We start from the raw sequence: 13082 nt of genomic DNA on the forward strand, positions 1-13082 counted from the left end.
CGTAATTAGTACTTTATGCTTTTTGCATCTTCGCAGCGTTCGTCGGAAAGCATTATTTTCGAGAATATGGAATATCGCGGCGCAGGCATTGGGTTACCTGTCACCACCCGCCAGATAATTTCGCTGAACTCGCGGTCCGGCATGCTATCTTCTTTTTTCATATTGAATTTATCCATCAACGCTTCACCATAGGAACCGCCTTTATTTCGTTCGTTCAAATTCCAACGCGGTTTTTCTGCTGTGTAGCTCGCGGTATCTGCCGGAGTCGTAAAAGCATTGAACATCGGCGGAGCGGCGGCATCGTACTGGCTCATCGGAGGCAGCCCGAGAATTAATTCCATCGTGCGCAGCATTGAAGCAGTAGTATAAAGAGTGTGATTCACATCGTGCTTCTTGATGAATGGGCTTAGAACAAGGCACATTGAACGGTGAGCGTCCACATGATCAGGACCACTCTGTGCATCATCCTCTAAAACAAAAATCGCACTTTCCAACCAAAATTTACTTTTCGAAATTCGATCGACAATCATACCAAGTCCGTAATCATTCTGCGCAACGTACGCACGCGGCGATAAGGCGCCTTTTTTTGATCCGGCAGTATGATCATTTGGCAAATGCATAATGCAAAGCTGGGGCAAACTACCATTCTTCTCGAACTCTGAAAACTCTTTATTCCACTCTTTGAAACGATCTACATCTGAATATTCCAAATCCCATCCGCGATAGTACGGTGCAAAATGTCCTTCCAATTCTTTTTCACGCGGTGTACCAGGCTTCCCAACGATTTCATCCGCAGTAATAAATTCGCCATAACTCCGGTAACTGACTTTGTGTTTCGCAGCAATCGTCCAAATATATCCTGATGTTGGAGTGCCGGCAGCTTGCCCGCCTTCAAAATCATATTCACCGCCGCGCTTGCCATACTGGGTAGGCCACGTCTTCTCGATATAATCCGTTGCATAGCCGGCCATAGACCAGTTATGTCCGTCTGCGCTGACTTCCGAATTAACGTAAAAATTATCAAACAATGTGAACTCGCGTGCCAACTTGTGATGATTCGGAGTTACTTTATCGCCAAAGATACAGAGCGACGAATCACCATTGCCTTCTTTCATATCACCCAGCACTTGATCGTACGTCCGATTTTCTTTGATGATATAAAAGACATGCTTAATCGGCGACGGATCACCAACTTTGTGAGGAATGGCACTCTCGTCTATGAAAGGAACATTAAGCAACTGTTCATGTTTGTACGGTGTGTTCGAGAAAACCTGTGTCGAGTACTCTACCAATTTCATTTCGTCCGGCAGCGGGAAGATTGAAAGCGAACCTTCCATGAGATTGGCTATATAGTGTCCATCAGGATTTGGGAACGAACGGCTGCCTTTGCCGTTCAGCACAAGAACCGTTTTGTTCTTCAGCACCATGACCTTTGTCGGATACCAACCAACAGGAATGAATCCAAGAGGCATCGGTGTATCCTTTTTTTCTATATCAATGACGGTAAGCGAATTATTGTCTGCGTTCGCCGCAAGTATTCTGTTTTGATCTGGAACCAGTGCAAGTGAGTTCGTCGTCGAGCCTTCCGGTGCATCCGGATGAATTGCTGTAGAAACAGATGCAATGGCTTTCTTCTTTTCAGAATCGATGATGGTCACTGTATTATCGTTGGAACAAGCGATATATGCGTACATGCCGTCCTTCGAGAGCGTTATTTCATTAGGATGATCACCGGTCGGAATTTCATATTGAAGCTTCATCTTCTTGAATACTTCCACCTTCTTCGATCCCCAAATTGAAACCATCACTGAACCATCTTTCAGGAACACGCAAGTAAATGGCATTCCATCCAACTTCATCACTTCCTGCTTTTTTGATTTCAGATCCATCACACGGAAAGAACTGTCTTTACGGAAAACAACTGCAAGCATATTCTTCTGTACATCCAATCCTTGCAGCGCTCCATCGTACTGAGGGCGCGGTTCGGCAAAGCAAATCGTGTCCGCCGCTGCTAATCTCCCTTTTTTCACATTGAATGTGAATACGCAGTTTTGGTAACCGCCTGAAACGTAGAGCTTTCTGCCTACAAACTTTATTCCGTACCACGTGTCCGGCAATTCGATCTTCTGCACATTCTTCTTCGTTTTTAAATCCATCAGCCAGATTTCTGCCTTCGATTGTCCGCTGTGCGAAATCGCAAGATACTTTTCATCTTCGGAAAGGGCTGCATTCATGGGAAAATCACCCAAACGAATCTGTTCACCAGCGGGTGAGAGCCACCATCCATTTGGCAAGAGCATGCGGTTGTCTTTCTCACCCGGAATTTGAGAATGAAGAGTGGCAACTACGATAAAAGTGAGTATCATGAGAAAACGAATTTTCAATGTATTCTCCTTAGATTCGACGTCAGAGTTTTTTCTCAGAACAGCATCGCGTGGACAAAATAAACCGCCTGTACATAATACAAATTATCAGAATTCCATTCATGAGAAACATATTAAGATAAAGGTATAATTCCAATTGATTCAAAACAGAAAATACCATCAGCAGAAATAATTCCGTACCGAAACCAAGCAGTCCAGAAATGCGCAGAGCGATGGTATCGGAGTACCATATGCTGTACCCTTCCGAAGGTTCTCTATGTTCATTCGCTGGAATCCTTCGGAAGGCTTCCTTTGCACTCCATCCATCGATCCGGGCGACCAACTTATCTTGCCAACCGTAGATAATCTGAAAGATTTGTTGAAGTGTAAGTTCAAATCCACCTTTATTCAAGTCTTTTTCCTGTACCTCTTCTGTAATGCGATTATTCAGGTACTGTTTCTGTAAATGGAGAAAGTGCACCTGATAAAATACATGAAATGACACTCGAAGAGATATTCCAATAAGTCCGAGCAAAGCCAAAAACACCATCAACCAATCATCATTCAATTTACATAATGTCCACCCGATAGAGCCAAAGACAACGGCATCCACGACAAAATCACCGATGGAATCTAAGAATCTTCCAGTTCGACTTTGTTGATGTTTGGCTCGCGCAAGTTGTCCATCAGCAGAATCCAGAATATCTTTTAATGTCACAAGCAGTCCCGCAACAATGAAAGCGCTTGCCGTTCCTTTGAGATAGAATAGTGCAGCGCTCATGCCCGATAAGATTGAGACAATGGTAACTTGATTTGGCGTGATCGGAGTATCATAGAGCACCCAGACGATAATGCCTGCAATCGGACGCAGCAGATATGTGTTGATGAGTTCGTCGGACTTATCAGATTTGAGTGAATTACGATAGGAATACATTCTTTTCGTCGACTTTTAGCCGCTCTGCTAATTCGAGATCCTCTGGAGTATCAATCTCAATTGATGGAAATGCGCTCACATCCACCGCTTTCAGTTTGACACCTTCGTTGATCATTTCTTGAAATGCTGTTTCGTAAAATTCAGATCTCCCTACTCCTTGCCGTACGTGCCGTTCTAAAACAGAAAATAACCTTGCAACAGCTTCTGCAGAAAACAATTCAATCCCGATTGACTCGCAAGGTGTTTTGGTGAGAGCAGGTCTTTTGCCGATAAAAATAATATTCTCATCCGGATTTCTTCCTACCTGAATCTCTTCTTCATCATGCTCACCCAATACACGTACCGTAATTTTATTTGCTGCTTTGATACTTAAGAAGTGCGGCAATAATTTACTGGAAAACAGAATATCTGAATCGAGGAGAAGCAAAGTAGAGTCCACTTTCCCGTTTTCATCCTCAAGAAATCGACGTGCGAGCAAAAGCGAATAAGCATTGTTTGTACTCGCGTAGTTGGGATTGAGGATCAAGCGGATTCTCTGCTGAGGAAATCGTTGTTTTACAAATTCACGAATCATTGTCGACCGGTAACCTACAACTAGTGCGATTTCTTTAATACCGACAGTGAGGATGTTTTGGATAGTTCGCTCAAGGAGTGTCTTCCCATGAACTTTGAGCAGACATTTGGGCATCGCATCCGTCAACGGGCGCAAACGTGTAGAAGCACCAGCAGCAAGGATCACACATTTTGGAGTGTTCGATGTTGCAATTTGGCAATTTGGTAATTTATTTTCTGTCAATGAAATTTCTATTAGGTTATTATTGATCACTGATCATTCATCACAGTTCATTATTTACTCCACCACCCACGGCTCCAACAAATTCTCGCCAATGCCCTCGATAAACCGCGACGGTTTTGTGAGGATCAAACCACTTTCACGGTCATAGATATTCATGGGATACGTGATGATGAGATGTTCTTTTGCACGTGTACAAGCAACGTACATCAAGCGGCGTTCTTCTTCCATTTCCTCATCGCTTGCAGCAGAACGCATTGTCGGGAATCTTCCTTCGAGTGCATAGATAACAAACACAGTATTCCACTCCAGCCCTTTGGCGCTATGAATGGTCGAAAGCGTCAGATATTCTGTCTCCGGGCCCGGCGATTCGATGTCGGCGACGCTTTCATTCGGCGGCTCAAGTGCGAGATCGGTGAGCAGCTCATCCACCGACTTATAACGCTCGGTGATATTTTGGAACGTGTCGAGATCTTTCTTCCTTTTTAAGTGATCTTCATACCGCGTACGCAGAATCGGTTCGTAATATTGAAGAATGTGAAACGTTTTTTCTGCTGGAGAAATATGAGGTGCGGCAATGTCTTTGAGCATGTTGAACAACGTGCGGACATTTTCCGGATAACTTCCGTAGTCCATCCAAAACTTTGTCGTCGCAGTGACAGCTTCTTTAAATTCCTTCGCAAGACCAACGCGCTTCTTAAGAATATCATCTACAACTTTTTCCGCTGTGCGCGGACCAACGCCATCAATCAGCAACAGAATGCGATTCCACGATACGACATCACGCGGATTTTCCAGCACGCGCAAGTACGCAACAACATCCTTTACATGCGCTGTTTCAATAAATTTGAATCCACCAAATTTGAGAAATGGAATGTTCGCCTTTGCCAGCTCAATTTCGAGATCAAACGAATGAAATGATGAGCGAAACAGGACAGCCATTTCTTCCAGTGGAATACCCATTTCACGGTATTCAAGAATCTTCTGCACAACGTAGCGCGACTGCTGGTTTTCCGTTTGTGAGGAAACAAGCTGTGGTAAACTGCCACCAAATTTCTGGGTGAAAAGTTCTTTCGTGTACATTTTAGCCAACTAACCTTCCTCCACCTTTCAACAAGATTTCGTTTGCCAAATTCAGAATCGGTTGTGTACTTCGGAAGTTTTCTTCTAACTTAATAATTTTGCAATCCTTAAATTCTTCACCAAATGAAAGGATATTCTGAATCGTAGAGCCCCGAAAAGAATAAATGCACTGAGCATCATCACCAACGACCATCAGATTGCGGTGTTTGAACGCCAGTAGTTTTACAATCTCTGCCTGCAATCTGTTCGTGTCCTGATATTCATCCACCATAATATATTTGTAGCGATCGGAGAGTGTTGCGCGCACAGCTTCGTTCTTACGGAGAAGCACTGCAAGATTCAGCAGCAGATCATCGTAATCCATCAGGTTATGTTCATGCTTATATTTCACATAGGCGGTATGAAGCGCGACGATGTCGGTTTCAATTTCAAGGTATTGCGGATAATCCATCGCCAGTAATTCCTTCACCGGTGTCATCGTATTAAGAGAGCGGCTGTAGAGATCGTACAGCGTCTCTTTGCGGGGAAAGCGTCTTTCTTTTGTGTCTAATTTTTGCCGTGTACGAATAAGATTGACAACATCTTCGGCATCTGTCTGATCAAGAATAGTGAAATTACTTTCGTACCCAAGTTGACCCGCATACTTCCGCAGGACGCTGTTTGCAAAAGAGTGAAATGTTCCTCCTGAGATTTGGTCGCATCGGCTGTCTAATAATATCGATGCCTTGCGCAGCATTTCTTGGGCGGCTTTTCGTGTAAACGTCAGCAGCAGCACAGAATCCGGTTTTACGCCTAACTCCACGAGATACGCCACGCGGTACACGATTGTGCGCGTCTTTCCTGTTCCTGCTCCGGCTATAATGAGATGTGGACCATTGACAGATGTAGCCGCTTCGTACTGTGCTGCATTCAATTCCTGCTGATAATGAATACGCAGGTTCTGCGGCTGGACGAGGTGCAGATGATCACCCGGAAGGGGTTTGAGTGTGAATTTTTTCAAGAAACATCTAATTCTTTGATGAATGGATTCATGAATTCCAGTCATGAAGATAGCTGAAAAAACCCGTAAAATGAAACAAACCTAACTTGAGTTTTCAGCAACAAAGCCGTACGTTGGAACAGTTATTTTTAAAATCAACAGAGTGGTGCATATTCAAAAACAGAACGGCTACTCTTTCCATTTCACTATTAATCTTTGAATAAACCTATGAACGTCTTAGTCTTAAATTGCGGCAGTTCGTCTCTCAAATTCCAGATTATTCAGACTGACCTTGAGATGATCGAGAAAGATGCCGATAAACAACTAGCAAAAGGTATCATCGAACGAATCGGCAGCCAGGCACTCGTCTCATTTCAAGCTGCCGGGAAAACTCCGGTGAAACATGTGGCGCCTTTACGCGACCACAAAGCGGCACTTGACCATATCGTCAAATGGATCATTTCAGCTGACGCACAAATTCCCGGTATTCAATCGCTTGCAGACATTCACGCTGTTGGTCATCGCGTGGTGCATGGTGCGGAGTTGTTCACGAAATCAATCATCATTGACAACTCTGTCATTCGCGGAATTGAAGATTGCATCGACCTCGCGCCATTGCATAATCCGGCAAATTTGAAAGGCATCAGTGCCGCGCGCGAACTGCTCGGAGCCGGCGTTCCTGCAGTCGCAGTATTTGATACATCGTTCCATTCTACAATGCCGGAATCATCGTTCCTGTACGCTATTCCCTACCAGCTTTATCGGCGGCATAAAATACGGCGGTATGGATTTCATGGAACTTCGCACCGTTATGTAGCGTTCCGATATCGACAATTGACCGGCAAGACACGTGAAGAGACGAATATCATCACCGTGCATCTTGGCAACGGGTGTTCTGCATGCGCCATCAAAAATGGAGCATCGTTCGATACGTCCATGGGACTTTCTCCATTAGAAGGATTGGTCATGGGAACGCGCAGCGGCGATATCGATCCGGCAGTACTTGAGTTTCTTTCGCACAAAGAAGGTATGTCGATGGGCGAGATCGACACACTGCTGAACAAACAGTCAGGGCTGCTCGGCATTTCAGGCTTAACGAACGATATGAGAGATTTGTTGGACGAAGCAAAAGATCATCAGGATCGCCGCGCCACACTCGCCATCAACATCTTTGCGCAGCGTGCAAAAAAATACCTCGGCTCATATCTAGCAGAATTGAATGGCGCTGATGCCGTCATCTTCACAGGAGGTATTGGTGAAAATTCTGCGGTTATCAGGCAGCGCATCTGCGCCAATCTTGAATGGCTTGGCATCGAAATCGACGAGCAACTCAACCTTGAAAAGGTTGGCGGCAAAGAAGGAGAAATCAACACAAAGAAAAGCCGTGTAAAGGTGTTCGTCATCCCGACCAACGAAGAACTATTGATCGCTCGCGATACCGTTCGCTGTGTTTTCGATGTGCCTCGAAAAATATAGGATCCGTTTCGGAATTCAATCTCACATAAGCGCGGACATGCGAGTTCGCGCTTTTTGTTTTTCATGGATTCATTTCCATCTGGTTTTATTAGTAATTATTTCGCATTCTTCATAAGATATTATTGAATCAGTGGATAGAGGTAACATGCCGACAATTTTCAAAGTGAAAAATCACACTCACAACTCTCTTGCGAAACGCCTGCGCGCTCTTTCGAGAAACATGTGGTGGACATGGAATCCGGAAGCGCAAGCCCTTTTCAACGAACTCTCACCGCATATATGGCGGCATTCCAATCACAATGCTGTTGAGATCATGAGAGATATATCCGAATGGGAATTAGAAGCCCGGCTGCGAGACCATGAGTATTCTCGGCGTGTGCACAGCGTGCTGGAAGAATTCGATTCGTATATGGCAGAGCCCGCAACGTGGGCGAAACACCATGCATCAACATTGAAGAATCCGGTTGCATATTTTAGCGCTGAATTTGGCATCCATGAATCACTGCCGATTTATTCGGGTGGTCTCGGCATTCTGTCCGGTGATCATACAAAATCTGCAAGCGATCTTGGTATCCCTTTCATCGGAATCGGACTTTTTTATCGCCAAGGATATTTCCAACAGCGATTGAATGCAGATGGATGGCAGGAAGAAGTATATCCCCTCAATACGACCGATAGTCTTCCGATGGAACTCGTACTTCAACCTGAAGGCGGCCGCTTACTAAACTCTGTCGAAATTGGACACAGCACAGTGTACTTCCAAACATGGGCTGTCCATATCGGACGGGTCATTCTGTATTTACTCGATACAAATCTTCCAGAGAATGATCAACATTTTCAGGGACTCACAGCTACGGTGTACGGCGGCAACATAGACACGCGTATTGGGCAAGAAATTGTTCTTGGAATCGGCGGTGTGCGGCTTCTGCAATCACTGGGAATAACACCATCTGTTTTTCATATGAACGAGGGACATTCCGCATTCCTCGTACTGGAATTACTGAAGCAGGAATTAGAAACCGGAAAAGCACAGGATGAGGCAGAGCGCGCAGTTCGCTCACAATGCGTCTTCACAACTCACACTCCTGTACAAGCAGGACATGACCGATTCAATACCGAATTGATGACATACGCACTTGGAAAATTCTGGAATTCCACCGGCTTGGCGCATGAAGCCCTTATGTCGTACGGTCGTGTTCATCCGTCTGAGAAGAATGAACCATTTACGATGACAGTACTAGCGATCAAGATGTCTCGCGCAGCCAATGGCGTCAGCGAATTGCACGGACACGTGAGCAGAGAAATGTGGAAGGAATTATTTCACGAAAGATCGGTAGATGATGTTCCCATCGGATACATCACCAACGGTATCCACACACCAGGATGGGCAACAGCCCATGCGCACGATTTCTGGAACAAACGACTTGGTTTTGATTGGACCGCTAAGTTGATGGAACCGAAATTTTGGAAGAAGATTGCGGACGACGAACTTGCAACCGACGAAGAACTCTGGGCGTTGCGTTATTCACTGCGACGCGATTTAGTTGACTATGCTCGCCGGCAAAAATATATTCGCATGGGCGGTACATCTCTTGCAACAAGTCATATCTTATCTCCCGATGCATTGACGATCGGATTTGCTCGCAGGTTCGCAACCTATAAACGAGCACCGTTGATATTCAAACATCTAGAAAAAATCATTCCGTTATTTTCAGATCCACAGCATCCGCTTCAAATCATCTTTGCTGGTAAAGCACATCCACATGATAATGACGGTAAACGATTCATTCAACATATCATAGAAATATCGCGCCAGCCAGAGTTAAACGGAAAAGTTGTCTTCCTTGAAAATTACGATATTAACGTAGCCCGTCATCTCATTTCCGGTGCCGATGTATGGCTGAATAATCCACGCCGTCCGCTTGAAGCCAGCGGAACAAGCGGCATGAAAATCACCATCCACGGTGGGTTGAATCTGAGCATTATGGATGGTTGGTGGCGTGAAGGATACAACGGACATAATGGCTGGAATATTGGTGACGATCAGAACGAAACCGATTTGGAAACACAAGATGAACATGATTTTGAAAGCTTAGTCAAAGTTCTTTCCGAATCGGTCATTCCGGAGTTTTACGACCGTGACGAGCGAGGCATTCCGCACGCGTGGTTAAAGCGCATCAGAAACGCAATGCAAACACTGCTCTCGCAGTTTAGCACGAATAGGATGCTGGAGGAATATGTACAGAAATACTATATTCATTGAACAATTATTTCAATGAGAGGAGAGAATTTTTTGTTCCAATATTCAGTTCTTCTCGTTCTTCTGCCCAAACACCATCACCTTTTTTCTTCACATGTGTTGACATTCAATCTCTCCACACCTATCTTTAAAGAGTTACGATACTCGAAGACTCACGATTTTTCATTTGAGCGCACATTGTAATGCCATTTCCGATCGACATTGAAACCCGCAAACTCACTGCGATTATGTTCACAGATATCAAAGGCTTTTCCAAAAAGATGGCTCAGAATGAAACGAAAGCCTTTGAGTTATTGAAAACACATGACGCTCTTTTGCGCGTGCTCGCTGCAAAATTTGATGGACGTGTCATAAAGTCCATTGGCGATTCGTTTATGATTGACTTCTCGAGCGCCGTCAATGCAGTTCGATGCGCAATGGAAGCGCAAAAAAGATTCTCACATTTCAACAAGAAAAAATCGGAATTAGATAAAATAGAAATTCGCGTCGGCATTCATCTTGGCGACGTGATTATCCGTGATGAGGATATTATCGGGGATGGCGTGAACATCGCTTCCCGCATTGAAGCGATGGCAGGGCCGAATCGAATTTGGATTTCACAACATGTGTACCAGCAGGTGCGCAATAAGATACAACTACGGGTTTTCCCGCTTGGTCCTCAGCAATTGAAGAACATACCAGAGCATATAGAAGTGTATGAAATCTTAATCGATAGCATTGCCGAGCTTGCAACACCGTCTGCTACCGCGTTAGAAACACTGGCACATAATCAGGAAGAGACGGCGCAAAAAATAGAAACCGAAGAAGCGCTCGAAGCCAGAAATGTTGAAGAGGCAAAGCAACGGGCTCAGGAGGGGTTCGAAAAGAGAGAAGGAGAACAAAAAAAGCAAATTGCCGAGCATTATGCGAAAGCCGAGAAATACTATGAAGAGGGCAAGACAAGCGAGGCTGAAGCAGAATTAAACAAAATCTATCAACTCGACCCTCAGCAGCGCATCAACACCGAACGCAAGAAAGCAGAAGAAGAACAAGAAAAAACAATGCAACTATCCCTTCAAAAAGCGAATGAGCTTTTTACAGAAGGTCAGTTAGACGCGGCTGAAAACGAAGTAAATGAAATCTTCCGACTCCGTCCATTGCATGTCGGCGCCCAACAACTCCTTGCGCAAATCGAGGAAGAGCGTTACCGGCTTGAGGAAAGAAAGAGAACTAAACGATTAGAAAATGCACCTAAACAAATATCCAGTGAAGAGCGGCATATTGAAGAACTTCTTGATCAAGCGCGAGGTCTTCTTCAGGAAGAAAAATTCACTGAAGCAACATTTACATTGCATGAACTCTTTGTTATTGATCCGAATCATTCCGACGCGAGGCGATTAGAAGAAAGTATTCGTCAAACGGAGCAGGCAAAAGCAGAGCTGTTACGCATTCAAGCCCAGCAGGCACGCGAGGAGCAGCATGTCCAAGAACTTGCTAAACTTCAGCAAAAAGTAGAGGAACAAAAACGGCAGCAAGCGATTGTCCGCCAACAAATGGACTATCAATCAAGGCACAAAAGATTGTACTACATAATAGCTGCAATCATAACATTGGGGGTGGCGATCTTGGGTATTCCAAAACTATTAGACATCGTATTCCCCAAGAAAGCATCGATTGCCATCATGCAGCTCATGAATACTCCTCGCGATACAAGCAATCTTGATGTGTTCGATGCACTTCCAATCCTCCTCGCAGAAGATTTTTCACAATGCGAACACCTCACCGTTATTGCCCCATCTTCATCACTTTTATATGTACCAGATCAGGCACACATTCAAAAGATCACAACCATGCTTCCTACATGTTATCTGGTGATGGTAAATATTCAAGAAAACCATGGGGGCTACACTTTGCTGATACGCTTATTCCTTCCAGATCAACAGAAGATTGTCTCTATCGGGTCAGTGGAAGGACAGATCTCCGCATTGAGCGAAATGCGCATAAGCATTGTGCAAAAAGTGATTGATCAAATGGAAATAAAATCCAAACTGCCAGAGATTGCACGGATTTCCAACGTTGATGCTTTTGAAAAATATCTAAAAGCTATTCATATACTGCAATTAAATTTTGGATCAGGAATAGATTCTGCAAAAACTCTCTTGCTCATTGCGGTACAAATCGATCCTTCCTTCGGTCCGGCGTATGGAATGCTCGCTGATATTGAGCTGCGCATGTTCTCTGCAACGAACGATCCGCAGCATCTGCAGTCTGCCGTCGAATATGCACAACGCGCCTTGCGATGTTCACCCAACATTGCGCTTGCTTATAGGGTTCTTTCAACCTGTGCCCGTTTGCAGCAGAATTATAATGCGGCCTTATCTTCCATAGCACAGAGCGTGACGTTGCAGCCGCAAGATCCGGAATGTTACCGGGAACTCGCTTTTCTTTCCAATATTGCCGGGAAATTCGACGACGCTTCAATGTACGCCTCCATCGCACTTCAGCACGATCCAGTCAACGCGAAATCACATTTCACGATGGGAATAACTCAGCAGATGAAACAAGAATACTCCGCTGCAGAGAATTCCTATAAACAAGCTCAATCTTTTGGAGAAGACGAGGAAGGACTGACGACTAATTTTATTCAAAGTATTTGGCTCAACGATGGAAAATACGACAAGGTTATTAAATACTTCCAGCAAAAGCTCCTCACATCTCCAAAAGATTATCGATACCATTATTGGATCGGGCGTGCCTATCAGCTCTCACTCCAAATCAACACTGCACAACAATGGCTGCAAGATGGATTAGTAATAGCGCAGCAAACAATTGAAGCAAACTCTGAAGATGCCATAGCTCTTTCCTATGTCGGATTGTTTCATTCGCGGCTTGGAAATTTTTCTGATGGTGAAACAGCAATGAATAAGGCAATAGAGATCAATAGCAACTCAGCTGAAATATTGTTTCGAAGCGCAGCCCTCTATTCTATCCAGCGTAATGGACAGAAAGCATTTTCTACCCTCGAAAAGGCATTACGTCGGAAGTACAATTTTGCAGAGCTGTTGAATCCGGATTTTTCTTTTATAGCACGCGAACCAGAATTTCTCCCGGCAGTAACACGAAAGATCGAAGGCAATTGGCCGTTGAAGTAGAGATGAGTTTGTTCTACAGAGATGCTCATTCCTTGTTGCCTTACGCGCTGCATCTATCAATCA

At 44.5% G+C, this 13082-nt stretch carries 8 protein-coding genes; 3 read left to right on the forward strand and 5 right to left on the reverse strand.

Going from position 1 to position 13082, the window contains the following annotated elements; translation table 11 throughout:
- Positions 1-5: 5 nt before the first annotated feature.
- From NTX44_04980 to NTX44_05000, 5 genes are read right to left on the reverse strand one after another with little or no spacing between them, the layout of a single operon-like run.
- Positions 6-2384, reverse strand: a complete 2379-nt coding sequence (locus NTX44_04980; protein ID MCX6120950.1) for a beta-propeller fold lactonase family protein — start codon at positions 2382-2384, stop codon at positions 6-8.
- Positions 2385-2406: 22 nt separating this feature from the next.
- The gene (locus NTX44_04985; protein ID MCX6120951.1) at positions 2407-3297 is read right to left on the reverse strand and encodes a CDP-alcohol phosphatidyltransferase family protein; all 891 of its coding nucleotides are present in this window, start codon (positions 3295-3297) and stop codon (positions 2407-2409) included.
- Positions 3281-4093 (reverse strand): phosphocholine cytidylyltransferase family protein, encoded by an 813-nt coding sequence (locus tag NTX44_04990; protein MCX6120952.1) that lies wholly within the window; start codon positions 4091-4093, stop codon positions 3281-3283. The genes NTX44_04985 and NTX44_04990 overlap by 17 nt, the downstream gene beginning before the upstream one ends.
- Before the next feature lie 54 nt (positions 4094-4147).
- Positions 4148-5173 (reverse strand): ATP-dependent helicase, encoded by a 1026-nt coding sequence (locus NTX44_04995; protein MCX6120953.1) that lies wholly within the window; start codon positions 5171-5173, stop codon positions 4148-4150.
- A gap of 1 nt (position 5174) precedes the next feature.
- Positions 5175-6173: an ATP-dependent helicase gene (locus tag NTX44_05000; protein MCX6120954.1), complete on the reverse strand. Its 999-nt coding sequence runs from the start codon at positions 6171-6173 to the stop codon at positions 5175-5177.
- A 207-nt stretch (positions 6174-6380) separates the two neighbouring features.
- Between NTX44_05000 and NTX44_05005 the strand changes: the two genes are divergently transcribed.
- The 3 genes from NTX44_05005 to NTX44_05015 all read left to right on the forward strand — a co-directional run bounded on the left by NTX44_05005 (position 6381) and on the right by NTX44_05015 (position 13019).
- Positions 6381-7628 (forward strand): acetate kinase, encoded by a 1248-nt coding sequence (locus tag NTX44_05005; protein MCX6120955.1) that lies wholly within the window; start codon positions 6381-6383, stop codon positions 7626-7628.
- 145 nt (positions 7629-7773) lie between these two features.
- On the forward strand, positions 7774-9891 hold the full coding sequence (gene glgP, locus NTX44_05010) for an alpha-glucan family phosphorylase (protein MCX6120956.1): 2118 nt from the start codon (positions 7774-7776) through the stop codon (positions 9889-9891).
- 179 nt (positions 9892-10070) lie between these two features.
- Entirely contained in the window at positions 10071-13019 is a 2949-nt protein-coding gene (locus NTX44_05015; GenBank protein MCX6120957.1) for a hypothetical protein, read from the forward strand.
- The last annotated feature ends 63 nt before the right edge of the window (positions 13020-13082 follow it).

The organism is Ignavibacteriales bacterium, from assembly GCA_026390575.1.
Classification (GTDB): Bacteria; Bacteroidota; Ignavibacteria; order UBA10030; family UBA10030; genus Fen-1298.